Origin of the sequence: Streptomyces sp. NRRL S-1022, assembly GCF_000720135.1 — a bacterium.
In the GTDB taxonomy this organism is placed as follows: Bacteria; Actinomycetota; Actinomycetes; order Streptomycetales; family Streptomycetaceae; genus Streptomyces.
This window is the reverse complement of sequence record NZ_JOIU01000036.1, coordinates 42,526-67,179: the sequence shown is the minus strand read 5'-3', so window position 1 is coordinate 67,179 and position 24,654 is coordinate 42,526. Positions and strand designations below refer to the sequence as shown.

The following is a 24,654-nucleotide window of genomic DNA, read 5'->3' as shown; positions in this document are numbered from 1 at the left end:
GGGGCGGGGGCGGGCGCCGTGGGGGCGCCCTGGGGCTGGGGGGCGGTGAGCGCCGGCGGGACCGTGGAGAGGGCGCCGGCCGGGGTCACGGCGCCGGGGGGTGCCGGAGCGGTGAGGGCGGCGGGCTCGGGCGCGGTGCCGGGGACGCCCTTGACGGTGCCGTCGGGGCCGAGGAAGGCCGGGTCGCCGCCGGGGACCATGCCGAGTTCGCGGGCGCGGCGCTGGAGGGCGTCCGGGGCGGAGAAGGCGTCGATGTCCCGCTGGAGGGCCTGTTCCTGGTCGGTGAGGCTCTTCGTCTGCTTCTGCAGGTCGTCGAGTTCGAAGGAGCCCTCGCTCAGCGCCGAGTTCAGTACCAGCAGCCCGATCAGGCCGCCGCCGAGGAGCACCACGACGAGCAGGACGAACGGGGTGCGCGCCGCCTGGGCGCGGCCGGCCGGGAGGAGCCGGGCGAGCCGGGCGGCCCTCCCCTTCGGTTCGGGTTTCCTGCTCACTGCTCCCCCGGTGCGTGGGGCAAGCCGCTCCCTCGGTGCGCGGCGCCGGCCCTCCGGCCCGTCTCGCTCACTCGACGTCCTCCCTGATGCGCTCGGCACCGCGCAGTCTGGCCGGTGCGGCCCTGCGGTTCTCGGCGATCTCTTCCTCGGTGGGAAGTTCGGCACCGCGGGTGAGCAGCTTGAGCCGCGGCTGGTAGCGCTCGGGCACGACGGGCAGCCCGGGCGGCGCGGTGGTGGCGGCCCCGGCCGCGAACACCTGCTTGACGAGCCGGTCTTCGAGCGAGTGGTACGACAGCACGGCGACGCGCCCGCCGACGTCCAGGGCCTTCACGGCGGCCGGGACGGCCCGCTCCAGGACGGACAGTTCGCCGTTGACCTCGATGCGCAGCGCCTGGAAGGTGCGCTTGGCCGGATTGCCGCCGGTGCGCTTGGCGGCCTGCGGCAGCGCGTCCCGGATGAGTTCGACGAGCCGCGCGCTGTTGCCGAACGGCTCCTTCTCCCGCTCCCGGACGATCGCGGCGACGATCCGCTTGGCCTGCTTCTCCTCGCCGTACGCGCGCAGGATGCGCACGAGTTCGCCGGCCGGGTAGGTGTTGAGGACCTCGGCGGCGCTGATGCCCGCCGTCTGGTCCATGCGCATGTCCAGGGGCGCGTCCTGCGCGTAGGCGAAGCCGCGGTCGGCCTCGTCCAGCTGCATGGAGGAGACGCCGAGGTCGAACAGCACGCCCTGCACGCGCGCGATGCCGAGCCGGTCCAGTACCTCGGGCAGCTCGTCGTACACGGCGTGCACGAGGGTGGCGCGCTCGCCGTAGGGAGCCAGGCGCTCACCGGACAGGCGCAGTGCCTCCTTGTCCCGGTCCAGGCCGATCAGCCGGGCGCCGGGGAACCGGGCGAGGAGTGCCTCGCTGTGCCCGCCGAGTCCGAGGGTGCAGTCGACGACCACCGCTCCGGGGCGCTCCAGGGCGGGCGCCAGCAGGTCCAGGCACCGCTGGAGCATCACCGGGACGTGTCGACTCTGGCTCAAGGGGGCCTCTCAGTTCCGGCGGGCCGTACGCACCGTCGGTCCCCCGAGCCGTACGTACGCGCCGCGCGCGCGGGGAGACGGGTCCGGTTCACGGGCCGGGGTCTCCGGGGGTTTCGTCCGCGGGGAGAGACTCGTCTCCCGCCTTCGCGTCACTTTAGTCCACCCCGTCCGCTGGTCAATCAACCGGCCTGCGCGTCGTGTACCGCGGCACGGCGGGAACCGCTATTCGACGGGTCCGCCCGTTCGGCCCCGCTTCGCCCTCCCTGTGGGTTAGCTCACAACACGCCGTGATGACGTTCTTTGTCCTCTCCGAGGAGAGGCCGGAACCGCGTGTGACCAGTAACGTCGTCGGTATGACGACTTCCGCAGCCGCACCCACCGGATCCGAGGGCGCCATACTCCCGGGCGGGGCCGTGACCGACCGCCTCGTGGAGGCCAACCGGCGGTACGCCGAGGCGTTCGCCGATCCGGGCATGGACGCCAGCCCGGTGCTGCACGTCGCCGTCGTCGCCTGCATGGACGCGCGTCTCGACCTGCACAAGGCGCTCGGCCTCGAACTCGGCGACTGCCACACCATCCGCAACGCGGGCGGCGTGGTCACGGACGACGTGATCCGGTCCCTGACCATCAGCCAGCGCAAGCTGGGCACGCGCAGCGTCGTGCTGATCCACCACACCGGCTGCGGCCTGGAGTCCCTCACCGAGGACTTCCGCACCGAGCTGGAGATGGCGGTCGGCCAGCGGCCGGCCTGGGCGGTGGAGTCGTTCAGCGACGTGGACCAGGACGTGCGCCAGTCCATGCAGCGGGTGCGCACCTCGCCGTTCCTGCTGCACACCGACGACGTCCGCGGCTTCGTCTTCGACGTGCGCACCGGTCTGCTGCGCGAGGTCGACCCGGCCTGACGAGCCGGACCGGCCGCCGGCCGGCCCGCGCGGCATCCCTTCGTCCGGCCGTCCCGCAGCGGGAACACGGTTCGAAAGCATGGTCGAAAAGACCGTAAGGCCGACATCGAGCGGGCAGTTGTCCACAGGCGAGTGACACGAATCGGTAACGGCAGCAAGAATGCGGGATGTGACGTCACGCGGAACTTTTTCCGCGTGGTGTCCGTGTTTCGGGGTGGGCCGGTGCCGCACGAAGAGCGTCGGCCCGGAAAGAACGGGCCGAGGAGGGCCGGGTGACGACCTATGACGATCGAGCGAGCCATGGGGGTACCCCCACCCGAGTGAGTTCGAGGGTGGGGGAAGATCTGACCGCCACGGTGGAGCGGGTACGCGGTTCGGTGGAGAGCGTGATCGAGGGCAAGCCCGAGGTCGTACGGCTCGCGCTGACCGTGCTGCTCGCCGAGGGTCACCTGCTGATCGAGGACGTCCCCGGGGTGGGCAAGACGATGCTCGCCAAGGCGCTGGCGCGGTCCATCGACTGCTCGGTGCGGCGCATCCAGTTCACGCCGGACCTGCTGCCCTCGGACATCACGGGCGTGTCCATCTGGGACCAGCAGCGCCGGGACTTCGAGTTCAAGCCGGGCGCCATCTTCGCGCAGATCGTGATCGGCGACGAGATCAACCGCGCCTCGCCGAAGACCCAGTCCGCGCTGCTGGAGTCCATGGAGGAGCGCCAGGTCACCATCGACGGGCAGACGTACGAACTGCCCAGCCCCTTCATGGTGGTGGCCACCCAGAACCCGGTCGAGATGGAGGGCACGTACCCGCTGCCCGAGGCCCAGCGCGACCGCTTCATGGCCCGCGTCTCCGTGGGGTACCCGAGCGTCGAGGCCGAGTTGCAGATGCTCGACGTCCACGGCGGGGTCAGCCCGCTGGAGGACCTCCAGCCGGTGGCGCACGCGCACGAGATCGTGAAGCTGGTCGAGGCGGTCCGCGGGGTGCACGTCTCCGAGGCCGTCCGCAGGTACGCGGTCGAACTGGTCGCCGCCACCCGCACGCACCCCGACCTCAGACTCGGCGCCTCCCCGCGCGCGACCCTGCACCTGCTGCGCGCGGCCAAGGCCTCCGCCGCCCTCGCCGGCCGTGACTACGCACTGCCGGACGACGTCCAGGCACTCGCCGTCGCCGTCCTGGCCCACCGCCTGCTGCCCACCGCCCAGGCACAGCTCAACCGCCGGTCGGCGGAACAGGTGGTGCTGGAGATCCTCCAGCACACGCCGGTGCCGGCGGCACCGGGCCGGCAGAGCGGCCTCGGCGGCCTGGGCCGCACCATCCCGGCCTATCCCCAGCAGCCGCCGCGGAGTATGTGATGAGCACCGGGGGGACCGCGCCGGCGGACGCCGACCGCGGGGAGACGAGCGGGGTCCGTACGGCCCTGGCGGGTCTCACCACCCGGGGCCGTTCCTTCCTCGCCGCCGGGATCGCCGCGGCGGTGTGCGCGTTCGTGCTGGGCCTGAGCGAGCTGCTGCGGGTCGGCCTGCTGCTCGCGGTCCTGCCCCTGCTCTGCGCGGGCGTGCTGTACCGCACGCGCTACCGGGTGGCAGCGAGCCGCCGTCTCGCCCCCGCGCGGGTGCCGGCCGGCAGCGAGGCCCGGGTGCACCTGCGCATGGACAACGTCTCCCGGCTGCCCACCGGCCTGCTGATGCTTCAGGACCGGGTGCCGTACGTCCTCGGTCCGCGGCCCCGGTTCGTGCTGGACCGGGTGGAGCCGCAGGGCCGCCGCGAGGTGTCCTACCGGGTCCGCTCGGACCTGCGGGGCCGCTATCCGCTGGGCCCGCTGCAGCTGCGGCTGACGGACCCCTTCGGCATGTGCGAGCTGACCCGCTCCTTCTCGGCGTGCGACACGCTGACGGTGACACCGCGCGTGGAGCCGCTGGCCCCGGTCCGCTTCGGCGGCGAGGCCACGGGGTACGGCGACGGGCGGCAGCGTTCGCTCGCCCTGGCCGGCGAGGACGACGTGATCCCGCGCGGCTACCGCTACGGCGACGACCTGCGCCGGGTGCACTGGCGGTCCACCGCGCGCTACGGCGAGCTGATGGTGCGCCGCGAGGAGCAGCCCCGGCGCTCCCGCTGCACCGTGCTGCTGGACACCCGCGGCGGCGCCTACGAGGGCGCGGGCCCGGACGCGGCCTTCGAGTGGGCCGTCTCCGGTGCCGCCTCGGTGCTGGTGCACATGCTGGAACGCGGCTTCTCGGTACGGCTGCTGACCGACGGCGGCAGCGCGGTGCCCGGCGAGGGCGCCGACGGGTTCGCGGGCACCGGCCAGGCGACCGCGGACGCGGCCGGGCTGATGATGGACACCCTCGCGGTGATCGACCACTCCGACGGCACCGGCCTGTCCCGGGCGTACGACGTGCTGCGCGGCGGCAACGAGGGGCTGCTCGTCGCCTTCCTCGGCGACCTGGACGAGGAGCAGGCGACGACGGTCGCCAAGATGAGCAGGCGCAGCGGCGGCGCCGTCGCCTTCGTGCTGGACCCCGGCACCTGGACCCGGGAGGCGACCGACGTGCCCCGTCCGGGCGACCGGCACGAGGAGCGGCTGCGCATGCTGCGCGAGGCGGGCTGGACGGCGCTGAGCGTGCCGCGCGGCGCCTCGATGGACGAACTGTGGCGGCAGGCGGACCGGGAGCGCTCCGGCCTGGCCGCCGTGAGCGGGGAGGCAGGCCGATGAGCGGGCGGGCACGACTGGCGCTGTGCGCGGCGGCGGCCACCCTGATGACCTCCTGCGCCCTGCTGCCGCTGGTCGCCGCGCCGACCTGGTTGTTCCAGCTGGTCCCGCTGCTGGCCGTGCAGACCGGGGTGGGCGCGGCGGCCCGGCGGGTGCCGCTGGGCCGGCCGCTGACCGTGGCGGCGCAGGCCCTGGTCACGCTGGTGCTGCTGACGCTGGTCTTCGCCCGGCAGCACGCCGTCGCCGGGCTGGTCCCCGGCCCGGACGTCTTCCGGTACCTCGCCGAGCTGCTCCGGCAGGGCGCGGACGACGTCGGCCGGTACGCGATTCCGGCGCCGCTCACCGACGGCATCACGCTGATGCTGATCGGCGGTGTGCTGGTCATCGGGCTGCTGGTGGACGTGCTCGCGGTGACCTTCCGCAGCGCGGCCCCGGCCGGGCTGCCGCTGCTCGCGCTGTACTCGGTGGCCGCGGGCCTGTCCGACGGCGGCGCCGGCTGGCTGTGGTTCCTGGTGGCGGCGGCCGGCTACCTGATGCTGCTGCTCGCGGAGAGCCGGGACCGGCTCGCCCAGTGGGGCCGGGTCTTCGGCGGCGCGCCCCCGGGCCCGGGCGTCCCGGAGGCGGGTGCCGTGGCGCCGGTGCGCACCGGGCGGCGGATCGGCGCGGTCGCGCTCGGCGTGGCCCTGGTGGTGCCGCTCGCCCTGCCCGCGATGCACGGCGGCCTGCTGGACGCGGCGGGCACCGGCGTGGGGGCGGGCAACGGCGACGGGGGCACGATCTCGGCGGTCAACCCGCTGGTGTCGCTGCGCGACAACCTGAACACGAACGACGACCGCCAGGTGCTGACCCTGCGGACGGACACCAGCGACATCTCCGACCTGTACCTGCGGATCGTCTCCCTGGACGAGTTCGACGGCACCACCTGGACGCCGGCCCAGCGGCACATCGTCGGCGTGCCGGACCAGCTGCCCACGCCCGTCGGCCTGGGCCCGGACGTCAAGCGCGGCACGGTGCGGACGCTGGTCCGGGCGGCCGACTGGTACGCCCAGAACTGGCTGCCGATGCCCTACCCGCCCAGCGAGGTGAAGGCCGGCGGCCGGTGGCGGTACGAGCCGGTCGGGATGACCCTCGTGGGCGACCGCGGGCAGACCACGCGCGGCGCGAGCTACCAGGTGACCAGCCTGGACGTGCAGCCGACCGCGCAGCAGCTGGCCGCCGCGCCGCAGCCGCCGGCCGCGCTGCAGAGCGAGTACACCAAGGTGCCGTCCTCGCTGCCGAAGGTGGTGGAGCGCACCGCCCGGCAGATCACCGCGGGCGCGGACAGCCACTACGAGGAAGCCGTCAAGCTCCAGGACTGGTTCGCCGTCACCGGCGGCTTCCAGTACGACACGTCGGTGAAGGTGGGTCACGGGCCGGGCGCCATAGCGAACTTCCTGAAGCAGAAGGAGGGCTTCTGCGTCCACTTCTCCTTCACGATGGCGGCGATGGCCCGCACGCTGGGCATCCCGGCCCGGGTCGCGGTCGGTTTCGCGCCCGGCACCGTGCAGGCCGACGGCACCATCGCGGTGAGCCAGAGGGACGCGCACGCCTGGCCCGAGCTGTACTTCGAAGGCGTGGGCTGGACCCGTTTCGAGCCGACCCCGACCCGCGGCACCACGCCGTCGTACACCCAGTCGGACACCCCGGGCAGCTCGCTGCCGGAGGAGGCGCTGCCGTCCAAGGGCGCCTCGTCGGCGCCCTCGGCCTCGGCCTCGGCGAGCGAGAGCTGCAGCAGCACTCTGCGCAAGCTCCAGGCCTGCGGCAGCCCGTCCGCGGCGGCGGTCCCGCAGCACGACGACAGCGGTACGCACTGGTGGGGCTGGCTGCTGATCGCTCTGGGCGCGCTGCTGGTGCCGGCGGTTCCGCTGGCGCCGCTGCTGTGGCGGAAGCGGGTGCGCGCCCTGCGGCTGGGCGGGCATGCCCGGACCCCGGAGGGCGCGGCGGTGCACACCCTGGCGGCCTGGCAGGAGCTGACCGACAGCGCCTGGGACCACGGCATCCCGCCGGACGAGTCGCTGACCCCGCGCAGGGCCGCCGACCGGATCGTCCGGCTCGGCCGCCTCGATCCGGCAGCCGGGACCGCCGTGCACCGGCTGGCCGGCGCGGTGGAGCAGGTGCTGTACGCGCCCAGCCCGCGCCCGGCGGCGGGGGCGGCCGAGGACGTGCGCCGGGTGACCGAGGGGCTGCGGGCCGGGGTGGGCACCGGGACGCGGCTGCGGGCGCTGTTCCTGCCCCGTTCCTCGGTCCGGGTGCTGTGGGCGGCCTCGGCCCGCTGGTCGGCGCTGCGGTCCCGGGCCGCGGCGGCCCGGCCGGCGCTGCGCCGGCCCTCCGGACAGCGGGGCTGAACGCACGAGTGAGGGGCGGCCACCGGATGGTGGCCGCCCCTCACTGGTGTCTGCTGTGGCCGGCGCGGGAGGCGCCGGGGGTCAGTGCCCCTGTTGGTCCCGGCGGCGCTGCCAGCGCTGCTCGATCCGGTCCATCACGGAGCGCTTCGGACGCGCCGGACGGCGCATTCCGGCCGGGGGCTGCTCCCCCGGCTTCGGGGCCTTGCGCCAGCCGGTGACGGCGAGCACGGCACAGCCCAGCATGACGAGGAAACCGACCACGCTGACCCAGATCAGCTGCGCGACCATTCCGGCCATGAGGAGCGCGATACCCGCGAGGAAGCCTGCGACCGCCTGGTAGACCCGCCGCCGGGTGTACGTCCGCAGCCCGTTTCCCTCAAGCGCCGACGCGAACTTGGGGTCTTCGGCGTACAGCGCTCGCTCCATCTGCTCAAGCATTCGCTGCTCGTGCTCAGAGAGCGGCACGGAGTCCTCCTCATCGTGCAGTCGCCGGGGGCGACCCGGGGGGTCCCTTCAGGATAGGCAGGGAATCGCCCCCGTGAAACCCGCCCCTCTACGCCAATCGGCCAACCGGAATCCGTCGGGGCGTCCCGGCTCGCTGAGGCTTCCATTCCCCGGCGGCCGACCCGTCATGCCGGGTGGTGTACCTCGATCATACGGCGCAAACCCCTCGATCGGGCGGGTTGTGGCGTACTCCATCCGCCGCCGAGGCGCTGATCAGCGGCTCGCCCCGGTAGTGTGCCCGGGTGCCGGTGGCCGCTCAGGCCTCGGCGGCACCGGCCGTCTCACCGAGCACGTGCAGCTGGGTGGCCACGGAGTGGAACGCGGGCAGTTCGGCCGCCGCGGCCTCCAGCTTCAGCAGCGCGTCCAGGGCGCCGGGCTCGGTGTCCACCAGGACGCCGGGCACGAGGTCGGCGAAGACGCGCACGCCGTGCACCGCGCCGACCCGCAGGCCGGCGCCCTCGACGAGCGCGGTGAGCTGCTCGGCGGTGAAGCGGCGGGGCATCGGGTCGCCGGTGCCCCAGCGGCCGGCGGGGTCCGTGAGCGCCTGCCGGGCCTCGGTGAAGTGGCCGGCGAGGGCGCGGGCGAGCACGGCTCCGCCGAGGCCGGCGGCGAGGACGCTCAGCACGCCCTCGGAGCGCAGCGCGGCGACCGCGTTGCGGACGCCCTCGGCCGGGTCGTCCACGTACTCCAGGACGCCGTGGCACAGAACGGCGTCGTGGCCACCGCGCTCGACCACGTCGAACAGGCCGTGGGCGTCGCCCTGGACGCCCCTGACCCGGTCGGCCACACCGGCCTCGGCGGCGCGGCGCTCCAGCGCGAACAGGGCGTTGGGGCTGGGGTCGACGACGGTGACCCGGTGGCCGAGGCGGGCGAGGGGCACGGCGAAGTTGCCGCTGCCGCCGCCGGTGTCGAGGACGTCCAGCGAGTCCCGGCCCGTGGCCTTGACCCGGCGGTCGAGAGCGTCCTGCAGGACCTCCCAGACCACGGCGGTACGGAGAGAGGCGCGGGGGCGCGTCGGGTCCGACACGAGATGACTCCTCGGCAGGGCGAACGTCAGGAGAGGTCCACCCTATTGCTTCCGTGCCGTGCCTGGTCACCGCGGCGGCGCACGGCCCGTGGCGCCGTGTGGTCAGCCCGCGCCCGGCAGGCCGCCCCCCTTCCCCGGGCCGCCGGTGCCTGCGCCGGTTCCGGTGCCGGTTCCGATGCCCTTGTCGGTGTCCTGGCGGGGCTGGGGCAGGACGGGCTGGAGGACGAGCATGCGCTCCACGATGCGGAGGAACATCGCCACGTCCCGTACCAGGTCGTCGGCGTCCCGCTGCCCGGCCGCGCCCCGGATGCCCGCCTCGGCGCGGGCGCGGCGCGCGGCACCGGAGGCGAACAGCGCGCTCCACTCGGTCAGCTCGGGCGCGATCTCGGGCAGCACCTCCCAGGCGCTGCGGATACGGGCCCGGCGCCGAGGGGAGGTCTCGGGGCGGCCCCGGGCGGCGAGTACGGCGGCGGCGGTGCGCAGGGCGGCCAAGTGGGCCGTCGCGTAACGCTCGTTCGGTGTGTCCAGGACGGTGGTCTCCTCCAGTCCGGCCCGGGCCTGGGCGAGCAGGTCGAGGGCGGCGGGCGGGGCCGTGGCCCGGCGGAGCACGGGGTGCACATCGCTCGCCGGGCCGGTCAGTGAGGGGGCAGGGCCGGTGGCGCGGCGCCGGCGGGCGGCGGCTGCGGACGAGTGGGCCATGACGAACCTCCTGTCGTCTGGGTGACGGCACGTATGCCGTATGTGCCCATCGTGCGGTATGCCACTGACAATCCGTTCTGACCTGGGCTTTTGCCTCGACCGTAGGTTCGGGCGTATTTTTGCACTGACCAGTCAGTTCAAATCAGCCACGCAGGGGGGCCAGTGGACGCCACGGTCGGCGCGGACGTCAGGGCCGAAGGCCTCGGACTCAAGGGACCACGGGGGTGGGCCTTCCGCGGCGTCACCCTGGACGCGGAACCCGGCTCACTGATCGCGATCGAGGGACCGTCCGGCTCCGGCCGCACGAGCCTGCTGCTCGCGCTCACGGGACGGATGAAGCCCACCGAAGGAGTGGCCGCTGTCGCCGGGTTCAAACTCCCCCGGCACATGGCGGCCCTGCGCCGGATCAGCGCGGTGGCCAACGTCAGCGGGGTGACCGACCTGGAGCCGGCCCTCACCGTCGGCGAGCACCTGCGTGAACGGGCCCTGATGCAGCGCCGGTTCGACGACTCCCTGCGCGAGCTGCTGCGGCCCCGCGCCCAGCGCGCGCACGAGGCGCGGCTGCGGGTCGACGCGGCCCTGGCCGCCGCCGGACTCGACCCGGAGACGCTCCCGAAGGGCTCCCGGACGGCCGTACGCGACCTGGAGCGGCCGCAGGAGGTGCGGCTGTCGCTCGCGCTGGCCCTGCTAGGCCGGCCCCGGCTGCTCGGCGTGGACGACATCGACATGAAGCTCTCGGACGCCGAACGCGAGGGCATCTGGCACGTGTTGCGGTCCCTCACGCGCGCGGGGACGACGGTCGCCGCCGTGTGCCGCACCGCTCCCGGGGACTGCGTCACCGTACGGACCGGGCAGACGGAGACCACACGGACGGAGAACGGGCAGACGGAAAGCGGGCAGACGGAGACCGGACGGACCCAGGACGAGCCGCACCAGGCCGAGCCGAAGAAGGAGGAAGCCGGCGATGCGCTCACCGAGGCTGGCCGCGCTTGAGCTGAGGCGTTTCGGACGCGGCAGGCTGCCGCGGGCCGCCCTGGTCGCGCTGCTCGTGCTGCCCCTGCTGTACGGCGCGCTGTACCTGTGGTCCTTCTGGGACCCGTACGGCCGCCTGGACCGGATCCCGGTGGCCCTGGTGAACGACGACCAGGGGGCCACGGCGGCCGGCAAGAAGCTCACCGCCGGCGACGACATCGTCGACGGGCTGCGCGACAGCCGGACCTTCGAGTGGCACGAGGTGAGCGACGCGCAGGCCCGCGCGGGCGTCGAGGACGGCACCTACTACCTGTCGCTGACCATGCCGGCCGACTTCAGCCGCCGTATCGCGTCCAGCTCGGGCGACTCCCCGGAGACCGGCGCCCTGCGGGTGCGCACCAACGACGCGAACAACTACATCGTCGGCCAGATCTCCCGCACCGTCTTCAACGAGGTGCGCTCGGCGGCGTCCGCGAAGGCCTCCCGGGGCTTCCTGGACAAGATCTTCGTGTCCTTCTCCGACATCCACGACAAGACCGTCACGGCGGCCCGGGGCGCGGACAAGCTGAACAGCGGTATCGGGAAGGCGGAGAAGGGCTCCAAGGACCTCGCGGACGGGCTGAAGGAGGCCAAGGGCGGCAGCGGCAAGCTGGCCAAGGGCCTCAAGAAGCTCGACACCGGCTCCGGCGACCTCCAGCAGGGCTCGCGGCAGGTCGCCGACGGCACCCAGGCGCTCGCCGACAAGGTCAACGGGGTCTACGCCGAGGCGGGCCCGTTCCTGAGGACCAACGAGAAGACCATCGGGGACACCGCCCGGCTGGTCTCCGACTCGGCGAAGGCGGTGAAGGACAACCTGGACGAGCTGGTGAAGCGCGCGCCGGCCGCCGCGAAGATCGCCCACGGGTCCTCCGCCCTCCTCGACCGGATCTACCGGGAGCGCTGCGAGGGGGCGGCCCTCCCCGACCCGGCCTGCCCGGAGCTGAAGCGGGCGAGGACGGCCGCCGCCGAGGTGGCCACCGTCGCCGACGACCTCAACACGCTGATCGCCGACCAGAACGGCGACCTGAAGACGATGCGGGCCAACCTCGGCACGCTGCAGAAGCAGGCCGACGCCCTCGCCGCGCGCGCCCCGCACCTGTACGAGGACGTCGACGACGCCGTCAAGAAGATCAACAAGCTGAACACCGGCGCCCGGAAGGTCGCCGCCGGTGCCGAGAAGCTGCACGCCGGCATCGGCACCGCGCACACCGGCGCGGTCACGCTGGACCAGGGCATCGGTACCGCCAAGTCGGGCGCCGAGACCCTGAACGGCGGTCTGTACAAGCTCTCGGACGGCTCCGGGAAGCTGGCCGGCGGCCTGCACTCGGGCGCGAAGAAGATCCCGGACTACGACAAGCAGGACCGCGACCGGCGCACCGGCGTGATGGCCGACCCGGTCCAGCTGGCCTCCCACGACCTGCACAAGGCGCCGAACTACGGCACCGGGTTCGCCCCCTACTTCATCCCGCTGTCCCTGTGGGTCGGCGCGATGGTGGCCTACATGCTGATCCCGCCGCTCAACCGGCGGGCCCTCGCGGCCGGCTCCTCCGTCTGGCGGATCGCGCTGGCCGGCTGGCTGCCGGTGGTCGCGGTGGGGGTGCTCCAGGTGGCCGCGCTGATGGCCGTGCTGCACTGGGGGATCGGGCTGCAGATGCTGCGGGCGGCCGGCACGATCGGCTTCCTGTGCCTGGTCACGGCGTGTTTCGCGGCGATCGTGCAGTGGCTGAACGCCCGCTTCGGGCCGGCCGGCCGGATCCTGGTGCTCGCGCTGCTGATGCTCCAGCTGACCTCGGCGGGCGGCACCTATCCGGTGCAGACCAGCCCGGGCTTCTTCAACGCGATCCACCCGTTCCTGCCGATGAGCTACATCGTGGAGGCGCTGCGCCGGCTGATCACCGGCGGCGGGCTCGGCCCGGTGTGGCAGGCGTGCGGGGTGCTCGCCGCGTTCACCGCGGGCGCGCTCGCGCTGACCGCGCTGGCGGCCCGCCGCCGCCAGGTGTGGACACCGGACCGGCTGCACCCGGAGCTGAGCCTGTGATCCGGGGGCGGCGTCCGCACGCGCGCGTACCTGTGAGAATCGGAACCATGGAAAGCAGCAGCGCCCGGGCCGGCGGCAGCACGCGCCGCGAGGCCACCCGGCAGAAGCTCTACGAGGCGGCCGTCACCCTCATCGCCGAGCAGGGCTTCTCCGCGACCACGGTGGACGAGATCGCCGAGCGGGCCGGGGTCGCGAAGGGCACGGTCTACTACAACTTCGCGAGCAAGTCCGTTCTCTTCGAGGAGCTGCTGCGGCACGGCGTCGGCCTGCTCACCGCCTCCCTGAGGGAAGCGGCCGAACAGACGGCACGCGAGGGCCGCGGCAAGGTGGACGCGCTGGACGCGATGGTCCGCGCGGGACTGGTCTTCATCGACCGCTACCCGGCCTTCACCCAGCTGTACGTCGCCGAGCTGTGGCGCACCAACCGGGCCTGGCAGTCCACCCTGATGGTGGTGCGGCAGGAGGCGGTCGCGGTGGTCGAGGGGGTGCTGCGCGAGGGCGTGGCGGCCGGCGAGTTCAGCGACGAGATCGACATCCAGCTGACGGCGGCGGCCCTGGTCGGCATGGTCCTGGTGGCCGCGCTGGACTGGAAGTCCTTCCAGCCGGAGCGCTCCCTGGACGACGTGCACGCGGCCCTGTCCCGGCTGCTCCAGGGACGGGTCAGCGGCACGGTCTGAGACAGCCGCAGGAGAACCGGGAGACGCACGAGGAAGGCGCCGGTCCGTTGCCGGACCGGCGCCTTCCGCTCCCCCGTGTGCCACCGGGATCCCCCGTGATCCCCCGTGATCCCCGTTCTCCCGGTGTTTCCCCCGTTGCCCCCGTACTTCCTTCCCGTACTCACCCGCGTACGGGCTCCCCCGTGCGGACCCCCGTGGTGGTCTCTCCCCCAGGGCCCCCGTGTCTCGCTTCCGCCGACGGATCGGCGGAAGGAGCGGCCGGCGGGCGGGCGCCGTTCCGCCGCCCCGTGCCGGCGGTGCCGGGCCACGCCCCCTGCCGTGGCTCCACTCTCTCGTCCCGGCGGCCCGCGCCCCATCCGCGCGCGTACTCATCTCGCGGTCTGAGTACCTGTACTCAGCCCCTGCGCGCCCGCCCCCACGCGCCCCGCGCCGCCCGGCGGCCGGGTTGTCGGCGGCGGTCGATAAAGTCGCGGGCATGGCACGGATTGCGGTGATCGGCGCCGGGATGGGCGCGATGGCGGCTGCCGCCCGGCTGGCCGTCGCGGGCCACCGGGTGGTGGTGTACGAACGCACGGAGACGTACGGCGGTGCGGTGCGCCGGTTCGAGCGGGAGGGTTTCCGCTTCGACACGGGCCCGGGTCTGCTGACCCTGCCGGCGGTCTACCGGGATCTGTTCCTCAAGACCGGCAAGGAGCCGCTGGAGGACCGCGTCGAGCTGGTCCAGGTCGACCCCTCCTCGCGGCACGTCTTCGCGGACGGCACGGAGGTGACCCTGCCGAACGCCTCCCGCGCCGGCGTGGTCGCGGCGCTGGACGAGGCGCTGGGCGCGGGGGCGGGCGAGCGCTGGGGCGACTTCCTGGTGCGCGCCCGCGAGGCCTGGGACCGCACCCGCCGGCCGCTGCTGGAGGAGCCGCTGTGGCCCAACTGGGAGGTGCTGGCCGGCAAGGAGCCGTACCCGGGCACCCGGTACAAGCGGCTGCTGCGCACCCACCGCGTGGTCAAGCTGCACGAGATCGGCAGATGGGAGCTGCGCGACCCCCGGCTGGCCCAGCTGCTGGCGGGGTACGCGCTCGCGTACGGCGTCGACCCCGACATCGCCCCGGCGAGCGCGGCCGTGCTGGCGTACATGGAGCACGCCTTCGGCACCTGGTACGTGCGCGGCGGGGTCCGGGAGCTGGCCCGCGCGGTGTACGAGCGGTGCCTGGAGCGCCGGGTGGAGTTCGTCTTCGGCGCCGAGGTGGTCCGGGTCCTGGAGGCGGACGGCCGGGCGGCCGGGGTGGAGCTGGCCGACGGGACGGTGGCCGAGGCGGACTTCGTCGTCGGCCAGGGACCGTGGCGGCTGCGCGGCCTGCTCCGGGACGGGCAGCCGTTCGGCCCGCAGGACGTGCCGCCGGACCCCGAGGACGCCTACCCGGGCCGGGTGGTCGTGTGCCTGGCGCTGCGCGGGGCGCGGGAGCCCGGCGCGGTGCACCGCACGGTGGTGCACTCGGCCGACGCCGACGGGAGCCTGGACCTGTTCCGGCACGGGGTCGTGCCCGACCTGCCGCAGGTCGTCGTGGACCGGCCGGACGACCCGGCCCTGTGCCCCGACGCCGGCCACGAGTCCGTGGTGCTGACGGCCACCGTGCCGTCAGCCACGGAGTACGACTGGGCCGCGCCGGGGGCCGCCGACGCCTTCGCCGACCGGCTGGTGGCCGCCGCCGAGCGTGCCGTACCGGGGCTGCGCGAGCGGGTGCTGTGGCGGGAGGTGCGCACTCCGCTGGACACCGAGCGGGAGACGGGCGCGACGGGCGGTGCGGTGCCGCCGCCCGCGCTGGCCGGGCCGGAGGGTGTGCTGCATCCGGCCAACACCACGGCGGTGCCGGGCCTGTTCGCGGTCGGCGGCTGGTCGCACCCCGGCGGCGGCCTCCCGCATGCCGGCATGTCGGGCGCGCTGGTGGCCGGGCTGATCGTGGAGGGGCCGGAGTTCCGCGGCTCCCGGTGACGGGCCGGGCCCCGGCGGGCCCTCAGAAGCGGTACTGCTCGTCGTACCCGGCCCCGGGCTGCGCCTGCTGGCCGCCCGTGGTGTGCGGGTACGGCTGCTCCTGCGGGAGTTCGCCGCCGTAGGTCTCGTCGGTGCGCTGCTGCGGTACCCACACCCCGCCGGCCGGGGTCTCGCCGTAACCGCCCGTGACGTACGGGTCCTGGGCGTAGCCCTGCTGCTGCCCGTACTGCTGGCCGTAACCCTGGTCGTATGAGCCGTAGGACTGGTTGCCGATGTACGGGTCGGAGTAGTTGGCGTAGCTCTGCTGGCCCGCGGTGTCGTAGCCGTAGCCCTGCTGGCCGTAGCCGGTGTAGTCGTAGGCGTAGTTCTGCTGGGCGGCGCCCGCGGGGGCCGGGTCCGCGGGGGCTGCGTCGCCGTAGACGCCGTAGGCGCCGGTGTCGTCGGGGAGGGGCTGCGGCGCGTAGACGGCGGAGGTCTCGGCGGCGGCCTCGGCCGCGCGGGAGGCGGCCGGGGTGAAGACGTCGTCGCGGTCGTAGTCGTCGTCGTAGTCGCCGTGCGTCCGGCCGGAACCGTGAACGTCCTGGTCGGGCGCCTGGTCGTCGGCGGGCGCGGCGAACCCGGCGTCGTCCCGCGGGGCCGCCCCGGCCCTGTCCGACCGGCCGCGGCGGCGCTTGCTGCCGCCGGCCTCGGCCTCGGGCCGCTTGACCGCCCAGCCGGAGGCGAAGCCGCGGCGGAACGACAGCGTGACGTAGGTCTGGCCGAGCGCGAAGGCGATGGCGCCCAGTCCGATCACGACGACGGACGGCATCAGCACGCCGACCACGACGCCGAGGAAGCCGGCGAAGGCGAGAAGGCGCCAGCGCAGCCGCGCCTTGTACTGCAGCAGCACCTCGCCCAGCAACCACAGCGCGACGACGCCGAACGCGATGTAGAGGACCGTCCAGCCCATGTACGCCCCTCTCCCAGTGACCGCTACGCAGTGTGTCGTATCGCGGTGCGGCCGGTCTAGGCCTGCGGGGGGTGGTGCAGGCCCAGGTTCTCGTAGATTTCCAGGGTCGCCGTGGAGCTGTTGAGCGTGATGAAGTGCAGTCCGGGCACTCCCTCGGCCAGCAGCCGAGCGCAGAACTCCGTGGCGAACTCGATACCGATGGAGCGTACCGCCGCCGGATCGTCCTTCGCCGAGAGGATCCGCTCTTTCAGGGCGTCCGGGAAGCGGGCGTTGCTGAGCTTCGGCAACCGTTCCAGCATCTTCACGCTCGTGACCGGCAGAACCTCCGGGATCACCGGGGTGTCACAGCCCGCTGCCGCCACCCGGTCGCGCAGCCGCAGGTACGACTCCGGCTGGAAGAACATCTGTGTGATGGCGTAGTCGGCGCCCGCACGGCACTTGTCCACGAAGTGGGCGACGTCGGTGTCCCAGTCCGCGGAGCGCGGGTGCATCTCCGGGAAGGCGGCGACACCCACGCAGAAGTCGCCCGACTCCTTGATGAGCCGGACGAGTTCGGCGGCGTAGGCCAGCCCTCGCGGGTGCGGCACCCACTCGCCCATCGGGTCGCCGGGCGGGTCGCCGCGCACGGCGAGCATGTTGCGGATGCCGGCGTCCGCGTACTGGCCGATGATGTTGCGCAGCTCGGCGATGGAGTGGTCGACCGCGGTGAGGTGGGCGACCGGGGTCAGCGTGGTGTCCGCGACGATCTGCTCGGTCTCCTTGACCGTGCCCGCGCGGGTGGAGCCGCCGGCGCCATAGGTCACGGAGACGAAGTCGGGGGCGACCGCCTCGACCCGCCGGAGCGCGCTCCACAGGTTCCGCTCGCCCTTCGGGGTCTTCGGCGCCGAGAACTCGAACGAGTACGTCGTCTTGCCGGTGGCGAGGATGTCGCGCACGGTCCGTGCGCGATCAGTCCTGGTGGATGCGGTTCCGAGGGCCATACCGGCAGGTTAGCCAGGGGTGGGCGGTCCCCCAACCGGATGCCGGTAAATTGCCCGATTTGTCGCTGTCCTGTCCAGCAAGTGGACAGAAAGGCTCTAGCCGGCGTCCCGCAGCCGCTTCGCGAGCTCCGCGGCCGCCGCGCCCGGGTCGTCCGCCTCGGTGATCGCGCGGACCACGACCACCCGGCGGGCACCCGCGTCCAGCACCTGGTCCAGGGTGCCGAGGTCGATGCCGCCGATGGCGAACCAGGGCCGGCCGGTGCCGAGGGCCGCCGTGTGGCGGACCAGGCCGAGGCCGGGGGCGTGCCGGCCGGGCTTGGTGGGGGTGGGCCAGCAGGGGCCGGTGCAGAAGTAGTCCACGCCCTCCTGGACGGCGGCCGCGGTGGCCTCGGCCTCGGCGTGCGTGGAACGGCCTATGAGGACGCCGTCGCCGAGGATGGCGCGGGCCGCGGGGACCGGCAGGTCGCCCTGGCCGAGGTGGAGCACGCCGGCGCGGGCGGCGTGGGCGACGTCCGCCCGGTCGTTGACCGCGAGCAGCTTGCCGTGCCGGGCGCAGGCCTCGGCGAAGACCTCGAGGTGCGCCAGCTCCTCGGCGGCCTCCATGCCCTTGTCGCGCAGCTGCACGATGTCGACGCCGCCGGCCAGCACCGCGTCCAGGAACTCGGGCAGGTCGCCCTGGCGCTTGCGGGCGTCCGTGCACAGGTACAGGCGGGCGCCGGCGAGCGCGGCGCGGGCGGTGTCGGACATGGGTGGTCCCCCCGTGGTGTCGGTGTCCCCGGCGGTCCGGGGCGGTGGCGTACGGGCGTCCGTCCGCACGCCACCTCCTGCTGCGGGCCGGCTCAGACGGCGAGCGCCTGGGCGCGGCGCTTCACCTCCGTGCCGCGATTCTCGCTCAGGGCCTGCGCGGGGGTGCCGGGCAGGGTCGGGTCGGGGGTGAAGAGCCACTCGATCATCTCTTCGACCGTGAAGCCGTCGTCCCGCAGGAGCGTCAGGGTCCCGGCCAGGCCCTTGACGACCTTGTCCCCGTCGATGAAGGCGGCGGGGACGTGCAGCGCCTTGTTCTCACCACGGCGCACGGCGACGAGCTGGCCCTCCTTGACCAGCTGCCGGACGCGCGTCACCTCGACGCCGAGCATCTCGGCGATGTCCGGGAGAGTGAGCCAGGCGGGGACGAGAGCATCAATTTTTGCGTCAATCTCGGTCACGGGGACAAGCCTGCCATCCCCCGCCGACAGTCGGAAGCCAGGCAGGTCCACCTGGGAGAACGTCCTAGTCGGCGGTGGCGTCCTTCAGCGGGCGGGACGGGTCGTCCAGGGCGTCCGCGTCCATGGTCCGGGACGCCTCGATCAGCCGGCGGCCCTGGGCCAGGTCCCGGGGGCGGCCCACCGCCAGCAGGGCCACCAGGCGGCCCTCGCGCAGCCAGCACACCGTCCAGGACGGGCCCGCCGGGTCACCGCGCCACACCAGGCGGTCGGCGGCGGCGTGGTGGCCGGCGTACTGCACGAACCGGCCGAACTGCTCGGACCAGAAGTACGGCACCGGATCGTAGACGGCCGGGGTCTCGCCGAGGATGTTCGCGGCGACCGTGCGCGGGCCCTGGAGGGCGTTGTCCCAGTGGTGGACGAGGAGCCGTTCGCCGTAGCGGGCCGAGGGGAAGGAGGCGCAGTCGCCGACGGCGTACACGTCCGGCGCGGAGGCGCGCAGGCGGTCGTCGGTGAGGACCTCGCCGTGCGGGCCCAGCTCGATGCCGGAGCCGGCCAGCCAGGCGGTGGCGGGGCGGGCGCCGATGCCGACGACGACGGCGCCGGCGGGCAGCCGGGTGCCGTCCGTGAGCACCACCTCGCCGGGCTCGACACGCTCCACGCGCGCGCGGGTGCGCAGCTCCGCGCCCGCGTCGGCGTACCAGGCGGCCATGGGCGCGGCGACCTCGGCGGGCAGGGCGCCGGCGAGCGGGTGCTCGGCGGCCTCCACGACGGTGACCGCGCAGCCGGCCTCGCGGGCGGCGGTGGCGAACTCGGCGCCGATCCAGCCGGCGCCCACGACCACGATGTCGTGCTGGCGGGCGAGCACGGGCCGCAGCCGTTCGGCGTCGTCCAGGGTGCGCAGCAGGTGCACGCCGGGCACGCCCTCGGCGCCGGGCAGCCGGACCGGTTCCGCGCCGGTGGCGAGGACGAGGACGTCGTACGGCACCGGGCCCGCCTCGGTGTCCAGCTCGTGCTCGGCGGGACGCAGGCCCAGCACCTCGCAGCCGAGCCGCAGCTCGACCCCGAGGGAGTCGAAGTCGACCTCGAAGGCGGAGTCCTCGGCCTTGCCGAGCAGCACGGCCTTGGACAGCGGCGGCCGGTCGTACGGCTGGTGCGGCTCGGCGCCGATCAGGGTCACGCCGCCCCGGAAGCCCTGCTCGCGCAGGGCGACCGCGGTCTGCACCCCGGCCATGCCCGCGCCGACGACGACCACGCGCCGTCCCGCCGCCGTGCCCTCTTGCGCTGTCTGCTCGCTCACCCGATCACCATAGACAATTGACGATCTGTCAGTCAGGGGGCCTGACCGGTGACCTGTTCCACAACACTCGTGCCGGAGCCCGGCCGGGACTCCCACTCCCAGGTCTCCTCCAGCCGCACCCGCCCGTCCGGCAGCTCGGCGACCGTGGACACGCAGTGCCCGGAGGCGGTCGTCCCGTCGGTCTTCAGCTGCACGTACCGGAAGTCCAGCCGGTCCCCCTCCCGGGTGCCCACCAGACGGCCGCGTACGACGTCGCCGCCGGCGTACTCGGCCCAGATCGCGCCGTCCTGCTCGTGGTAGGTGAAACGGGTGCGGGTGCCCACCTGACCTGGGGCTTGGTCCGCCACCGGGGCGAGGATCAGTCCGTCGAGCGACCGGGCCATGAAGCGGGGCTCCCTTACGGGTGAGGAGGGCTGCGGGCTAGGGTGGCCACCGTACAAGCACTCGCGGGAGCCCGGACGCACCGGGCTGAGAGGGAGGCTGGCGGCCTCCGACCGTACGAACCTGATCCGGGTCATGCCGGCGAAGGGAGGGGCTGGACGCCCATGTCGTCACGTACGTCCGACGTCCTCGTCATCGGGGGCGGGATCATCGGCCTGGTCACGGCCTGGCGCGCGGCGCAGCGCGGGTTCGCCACGGCCGTGGTGGACCCGGAGCCCGGCGGCGGGGCCGCGCAGGTCGCGGCCGGGATGCTGGCCGCGGTCACCGAACTGCACTACGGCGAGGAGACCCTGCTCGCCCTGAACCTGGAATCGGCCCGCCGCTACCCCGGTTTCGCGGCCGAGCTGGCCGAACTGACGGGTCACGACCTCGGTTACCGCCGCTGCGGCACCCTCGCCGTCGCGCTGGACGCCGACGACCGCGCCCATCTGCGGGAACTGCACGAACTCCAGCAGCGCTCGGGGCTCGCCTCGGAGTGGCTGTCCGGGCGGGACTGCCGGCGTCTGGAGCCGATGCTGGCGCCGGGGGTGCGCGGCGGGCTGCGGGTGGACGCCGACCACCAGATCGACCCGCGCCGGCTGGCGGCGGCCCTGGTGACCGCGTGCGAGCGGGCCGGTGTGGTGTTCCACCGCGCGTGGGCGCAGCGGCTGGACGTGGTGCGGGACCGGGCCGCCGGGGTCACCACGGCGGACGGCACCGCGCTGCGCGCGGACCAGGTGGTGCTCGCGGCGGGCAGCCTGAGCGGGCGGCTCGCGGGGGTACCGGACGAACTGCTGCCGCCGGTGCGGCCGGTCAAGGGGCAGGTGCTGCGGCTGACCGTGCCGCGCCGGTACGCGCCGTTCCTGAGCCGGACCGTCCGGGCCGTGGTGCGCGGCAGCCACGTCTACCTGGTGCCCCGGGAGAACGGCGAACTGGTGGTCGGCGCCACCAGCGAGGAGCTGGGCTGGGACACGACGGTCACGGCCGGGGGCGTGTACGAGCTGCTGCGCGACGCCCACGAGCTGGTGCCCGGCATCACCGAGCTGCCGCTGACCGAGACGCGCGCCGGACTGCGTCCCGGCTCCCCCGACAACGCACCGCTGCTCGGCCCGTCCGGCCTGGCCGGGCTGCTGCTGGCCACCGGGCACCACCGCAACGGAGTGCTGCTCACCCCGGTCACCGGGGACGTGCTGGCGCACACCCTGGTCGCCGGTGAACTGCCGGAGGAAGCCCGCCCGTTCGCCCCGCAGCGTTTCGGCGCCGCGCCCGTGGAGAAGCTGGAGCAGCCCGCATGAACAGTCCGGTCCGCATTTCCGTCAACGGGGAGCGCCGGGAGATCGCCCCGGGCACCGCTCTCGACACCCTCGTGCGGACGCTCACCGCGGCGCCGCGCGGGGTGGCCGCCGCCGTCAACGAGACCGTCGTCCCGCGCGCGCAGTGGGCGGCGACCGCTCTCGCCGACGGCGACCGGGTCGAGGTCCTCACCGCCGTGCAGGGAGGCTGAGCCATGGCGGACGATCTCCTGGTCCTCGGGGACCTGACCCTGTCCTCCCGGCTGATCATGGGCACGGGCGGGGCACCCAGTCTCGACGTGCTGGAGCGGGCGCTGATCGCCTCCGGTACGGAGCTGACCACGGTCGCGATGCGCCGGGTGGACCCCTCCGTGCACGGCTCGGTGCTGTCGGTGCTGGAGCGGCTCGGCATCCGGGTGCTGCCGAACACGGCGGGCTGTTTCACCGCCGGTGAGGCCGTGCTGACCGCCCGGCTGGCCCGGGAGGCGCTCGGTACGGACCTGGTGAAGCTGGAGGTCATCGCCGACGAGCGGACGCTGCTGCCGGATCCGGTGGAGCTGCTGGAGGCGGCGGAGACACTGGTCGACGACGGGTTCACGGTGCTGCCGTACACCAACGACGACCCCGTGCTCGCGCGGAAGCTGGAGGACGTGGGGTGCGCCGCGGTGATGCCGCTGGGGTCGCCGATCGGGTCCGGGCTGGGCATCCGCAATCCGCACAACTTCCAGCTGATCGTGGAGCACGCGCGCGTGCCGGTGATCCTGGACGCGGGGGCCGGCACGGCGTCCGACGTGGCGCTCGCGATGGAACTGGGGTGCGCGGGGGTGATGCTCGCCTCCGCGGTGACGCGGGCGCAGGAGCCGGAGCGGATGGCGTCCGCGATGAGGCTCGCGGTGGAGGGGGGCCGGCTGGCCCGGCTGGCCGGGCGGATTCCGCGCCGGTACCTCGCCGAGGCGTCGTCTCCCCCGGAGGGGCTGGCCCGGCTGGATCCCGAGCGGCCGGCGTTCTGACCGTCACAGGTCGGCTGCAGTGCCGGTCGGAAAGCGCTCTCGGCGCGGGAACCGTCCGTGCCCCCTCGTAGACTCCCCTGCGTGGATACGACCCTTCAGGACCCTCTCCTCGGGCAGGTGCTCGACGGCCGGTACCGCGTGGACGCGCGCGTCGCGGCCGGCGGGATGGCCACGGTGTACCGGGCCCTGGACACCCGTCTGGACCGCGTGCTCGCGTTGAAGGTGATGCACCCCGCGCTCGCGGCCGACGGGACGTTCGTCGAGCGGTTCATCCGGGAGGCGAAGTCGGTCGCCCGGCTCGACCACCCCAACGTGGTGCAGGTCTTCGACCAGGGGACCGACGGGTCGTACGTCTACCTGGCGATGGAGTACATCGCCGGCTGCACCCTGCGGGACGTGCTGCGCGAGCGGGGCGCGGTGCAGCCGCGGGCCGCGCTGGACGTCCTGGAGCCGGTGCTCGCCGCGCTCGGCGCCGCGCACCGGGCCGGGTTCGTGCACCGGGACATGAAGCCGGAGAACGTGCTGATAGGCGACGACGGCCGGGTCAAGGTCGCCGACTTCGGGCTGGTGCGCTCCGTGGACACGGTGACCAGCACGACGGGTGCCGTGCTCGGGACCGTCTCCTATCTCGCGCCGGAGCAGATCGAGCAGGGCGCCACGGACGCGCGCGTCGACGTGTACGCGTGCGGTGTGGTCCTGTACGAGATGCTGACGGGCGGGAAGCCGCACGCCGGGGACTCCCCGGCGCAGGTGCTGTACAAGCACATCCACGAGGACGTGCCCCCGCCCTCGGCGCTGGTGCCCGGGCTGCCGTACGCGCTGGACGAGCTGGTGGCGTCGGCCACCGCGCGTACCCCGGACATCCGGCCGCACGACGCCGTCGCGCTGCTCGCCCAGGTCCGCGAGGCCCGCCTGACGCTGACCGACGAGCAACTGGACGCGGTGCCGCCGCAGGCGCTGACCGCGGAGCACGACATCGCCGAGGACCGCACGAGCGTGATCCCGCGCGCGCTGACCGTGCCCCGGCCGCTGCCCGTCCACGAGGACGCGGACGCCCCCGGGGACGGCGTCGACCGCACCGCCCGCTTCCAGAGCCCGCCCGTGCCGCACCGCCGGCGCCCGGGGCGGCCCCCGCGCGCGGTGCTCGCGGTGATCGCCGCCGTCCTGGTGGTGCTCGGGGTGGGCGCCGGGGTCTGGTACATCAACTCCGGACAGTTCACCAAGGTGCCGCCGCTGCTGGCGCAGAGCGAGGCGAAGGCGCGGCACCGGCTGAGCGCGGCCGGTCTCGACGTGGGCCAGGTCAAGCGGGCGTACAGCGACACCGTGAAGCGCGGCGCGGTGATCGGCTCGGACCCGGCGCCCGGTGCGCGGATCCGGGACCACGACGCGGTGACGCTGACCGTGTCGCTGGGCCCGGAGACGGTGAACGTGCCGAACGTGAAGGGGCAGTCGCTCGCGAAGGCGCAGGCACGCCTGAAGGCGGACGGCTTGGAGCCGGGCATGGTCACCCGCGAGTTCAGCGAGGACGTGGCCAGGGGCTCGGTGGTCGGTACGACGCCGGAGGCGGGCACCGAGCGGCACGCGGGCTCGGCGATCGCGCTGATCGTGAGCAAGGGCAGCCCGGTCGACGTGCCGGACGTGACCGGCGACGACGTGGACAGCGCCCGGCAGGAGCTGACGGACGCCGGGCTGAAGGTGAGGATCGCGGCCGGGCGGATCAACTCCGAGTACGACAAGGGCCAGGTCGCCGCGCAGAGCCCGGACGAGGGCAGCCGGGCCGCCGAGGGCGACACGGTGACGCTGACCCTGTCCAAGGGCCCCGAGATGGTCGAGGTCCCGGACGTGACCGGGGACAGCGTGGACGACGCGCACAAGGCCCTGGAGGCCGCCGGCTTCGAGGTGGACGAGGACCGCGGGCTGCTCGGGCTGTTCGGCGACACCGTGAAGAAGCAGTCGGTGGCCGGCGGCGACGAGGCGCCCAAGGGGTCGACCATCACGATCACCATCCGGTGACCGGTCTCACCGGGGACTGCGGTCCCGTCGCGGGGGGCGG

Annotated in this window: 23 protein-coding genes and 1 riboswitch; of the genes, 12 read left to right on the top strand and 11 right to left on the bottom strand. The window is 74.1% G+C overall.

Annotated features, from left to right (window positions below):
• Together IG05_RS0136905 and rsmH are read right to left on the bottom strand one after the other, a co-directional pair.
• The coding region (locus tag IG05_RS0136905; RefSeq protein ID WP_030348478.1) for a septum formation initiator family protein at nt 1-491 on the bottom strand (491 nt) is incomplete at its 3' end.
• 67 nt (nt 492-558) lie between these two features.
• Nucleotides 559-1,515: a 16S rRNA (cytosine(1402)-N(4))-methyltransferase RsmH gene (rsmH, locus tag IG05_RS0136900; protein WP_078894764.1), complete on the bottom strand. Its 957-nt coding sequence runs from the start codon at nt 1,513-1,515 to the stop codon at nt 559-561.
• Nucleotides 1,516-1,868: 353 nt separating this feature from the next.
• Between rsmH and IG05_RS0136895 the strand changes: the two genes are divergently transcribed.
• From IG05_RS0136895 to IG05_RS0136880, 4 genes are all read left to right on the top strand, one after another.
• Nucleotides 1,869-2,417: a beta-class carbonic anhydrase gene (locus tag IG05_RS0136895; RefSeq protein WP_030348476.1), complete on the top strand. Its 549-nt coding sequence runs from the start codon at nt 1,869-1,871 to the stop codon at nt 2,415-2,417.
• 272 nt (nt 2,418-2,689) lie between these two features.
• Entirely contained in the window at nt 2,690-3,766 is a 1,077-nt protein-coding gene (locus IG05_RS0136890) for an AAA family ATPase (protein ID WP_420707650.1), read from the top strand.
• On the top strand, nt 3,766-5,127 hold the full coding sequence (locus IG05_RS0136885) for a DUF58 domain-containing protein (protein ID WP_030348474.1): 1,362 nt from the start codon (nt 3,766-3,768) through the stop codon (nt 5,125-5,127). The genes IG05_RS0136890 and IG05_RS0136885 overlap by 1 nt, the downstream gene beginning before the upstream one ends.
• Complete coding sequence (locus IG05_RS0136880) at nt 5,124-7,508, top strand: transglutaminase TgpA family protein (RefSeq protein WP_030348473.1); 2,385 nt, start codon at nt 5,124-5,126, stop codon at nt 7,506-7,508. The genes IG05_RS0136885 and IG05_RS0136880 overlap by 4 nt, the downstream gene beginning before the upstream one ends.
• A gap of 81 nt (nt 7,509-7,589) precedes the next feature.
• Here the strand turns inward: IG05_RS0136880 and IG05_RS0136875 are convergent, their stop codons facing one another.
• The 3 genes from IG05_RS0136875 to IG05_RS0136865 form a co-directional block, all read right to left on the bottom strand.
• The gene (locus tag IG05_RS0136875; protein WP_030348472.1) at nt 7,590-7,973 is read right to left on the bottom strand and encodes a DUF3040 domain-containing protein; all 384 of its coding nucleotides are present in this window, start codon (nt 7,971-7,973) and stop codon (nt 7,590-7,592) included.
• 295 nt (nt 7,974-8,268) lie between these two features.
• Nucleotides 8,269-9,039, bottom strand: a complete 771-nt coding sequence (locus tag IG05_RS0136870; protein WP_030348471.1) for a methyltransferase — start codon at nt 9,037-9,039, stop codon at nt 8,269-8,271.
• A 102-nt stretch (nt 9,040-9,141) separates the two neighbouring features.
• Nucleotides 9,142-9,738 carry an SAV_6107 family HEPN domain-containing protein gene (locus IG05_RS0136865; RefSeq protein ID WP_030348470.1) on the bottom strand — a complete coding sequence of 199 codons (597 nt, stop codon included), beginning with the start codon at nt 9,736-9,738 and terminating at the stop codon, nt 9,142-9,144.
• A gap of 162 nt (nt 9,739-9,900) precedes the next feature.
• Here IG05_RS0136865 and IG05_RS0136860 point away from each other — a divergent pair, with 162 nt between their 5' ends.
• From IG05_RS0136860 to IG05_RS0136845, 4 genes are all read left to right on the top strand, one after another.
• Nucleotides 9,901-10,731 carry an ATP-binding cassette domain-containing protein gene (locus IG05_RS0136860; protein ID WP_030348469.1) on the top strand — a complete coding sequence of 277 codons (831 nt, stop codon included), beginning with the start codon at nt 9,901-9,903 and terminating at the stop codon, nt 10,729-10,731.
• A complete protein-coding gene (locus tag IG05_RS0136855; protein ID WP_030348468.1) occupies nt 10,703-12,787 on the top strand; it encodes a YhgE/Pip domain-containing protein in 2,085 nt (694 codons plus the stop codon). Before IG05_RS0136860 ends, IG05_RS0136855 begins: the two co-directional genes overlap by 29 nt.
• A gap of 47 nt (nt 12,788-12,834) precedes the next feature.
• On the top strand, nt 12,835-13,464 hold the full coding sequence (locus tag IG05_RS0136850; RefSeq protein ID WP_030348467.1) for a TetR/AcrR family transcriptional regulator: 630 nt from the start codon (nt 12,835-12,837) through the stop codon (nt 13,462-13,464).
• Between the two features lie 475 nt (nt 13,465-13,939).
• Nucleotides 13,940-15,448 carry a phytoene desaturase family protein gene (locus IG05_RS0136845; protein ID WP_199808444.1) on the top strand — a complete coding sequence of 503 codons (1,509 nt, stop codon included), beginning with the start codon at nt 13,940-13,942 and terminating at the stop codon, nt 15,446-15,448.
• Nucleotides 15,449-15,470: 22 nt separating this feature from the next.
• Here the strand turns inward: IG05_RS0136845 and IG05_RS0136840 are convergent, their stop codons facing one another.
• From IG05_RS0136840 to IG05_RS0136815, 6 genes are all read right to left on the bottom strand, one after another.
• Nucleotides 15,471-16,397: a hypothetical protein gene (locus IG05_RS0136840; protein ID WP_030348465.1), complete on the bottom strand. Its 927-nt coding sequence runs from the start codon at nt 16,395-16,397 to the stop codon at nt 15,471-15,473.
• Nucleotides 16,398-16,453: 56 nt separating this feature from the next.
• Nucleotides 16,454-17,377: a methylenetetrahydrofolate reductase [NAD(P)H] gene (gene metF, locus IG05_RS0136835; RefSeq protein WP_051790651.1), complete on the bottom strand. Its 924-nt coding sequence runs from the start codon at nt 17,375-17,377 to the stop codon at nt 16,454-16,456.
• A gap of 96 nt (nt 17,378-17,473) precedes the next feature.
• Nucleotides 17,474-18,124 (bottom strand): thiamine phosphate synthase, encoded by a 651-nt coding sequence (gene thiE, locus IG05_RS0136830; RefSeq protein ID WP_030348463.1) that lies wholly within the window; start codon nt 18,122-18,124, stop codon nt 17,474-17,476.
• 92 nt (nt 18,125-18,216) lie between these two features.
• Nucleotides 18,217-18,582 (bottom strand): Rv2175c family DNA-binding protein, encoded by a 366-nt coding sequence (locus tag IG05_RS0136825; RefSeq protein ID WP_030348462.1) that lies wholly within the window; start codon nt 18,580-18,582, stop codon nt 18,217-18,219.
• Nucleotides 18,583-18,646: 64 nt separating this feature from the next.
• Nucleotides 18,647-19,879 (bottom strand): NAD(P)/FAD-dependent oxidoreductase, encoded by a 1,233-nt coding sequence (locus tag IG05_RS0136820; protein ID WP_078894760.1) that lies wholly within the window; start codon nt 19,877-19,879, stop codon nt 18,647-18,649.
• 32 nt (nt 19,880-19,911) lie between these two features.
• Nucleotides 19,912-20,262 carry a hypothetical protein gene (locus IG05_RS0136815; protein WP_030348460.1) on the bottom strand — a complete coding sequence of 117 codons (351 nt, stop codon included), beginning with the start codon at nt 20,260-20,262 and terminating at the stop codon, nt 19,912-19,914.
• 53 nt (nt 20,263-20,315) lie between these two features.
• Nucleotides 20,316-20,427, top strand: a riboswitch (TPP riboswitch).
• Between IG05_RS0136815 and thiO the strand changes: the two genes are divergently transcribed.
• The 4 genes from thiO to pknB all read left to right on the top strand — a co-directional run bounded on the left by thiO (nt 20,425) and on the right by pknB (nt 24,614).
• Nucleotides 20,425-21,594: a glycine oxidase ThiO gene (gene thiO, locus IG05_RS0136810; protein WP_030348459.1), complete on the top strand. Its 1,170-nt coding sequence runs from the start codon at nt 20,425-20,427 to the stop codon at nt 21,592-21,594. It overlaps the preceding riboswitch by 3 nt.
• Nucleotides 21,591-21,803, top strand: a complete 213-nt coding sequence (thiS, locus tag IG05_RS0136805; protein WP_030348458.1) for a sulfur carrier protein ThiS — start codon at nt 21,591-21,593, stop codon at nt 21,801-21,803. Before thiO ends, thiS begins: the two co-directional genes overlap by 4 nt.
• A gap of 3 nt (nt 21,804-21,806) precedes the next feature.
• Nucleotides 21,807-22,601, top strand: coding sequence for a thiazole synthase (locus IG05_RS0136800; RefSeq protein WP_030348457.1), 795 nt, complete (start codon nt 21,807-21,809; stop codon nt 22,599-22,601).
• An 81-nt stretch (nt 22,602-22,682) separates the two neighbouring features.
• Nucleotides 22,683-24,614 (top strand): Stk1 family PASTA domain-containing Ser/Thr kinase, encoded by a 1,932-nt coding sequence (pknB, locus tag IG05_RS0136795; protein ID WP_030348456.1) that lies wholly within the window; start codon nt 22,683-22,685, stop codon nt 24,612-24,614.
• Nucleotides 24,615-24,654: the final 40 nt, after the last annotated feature.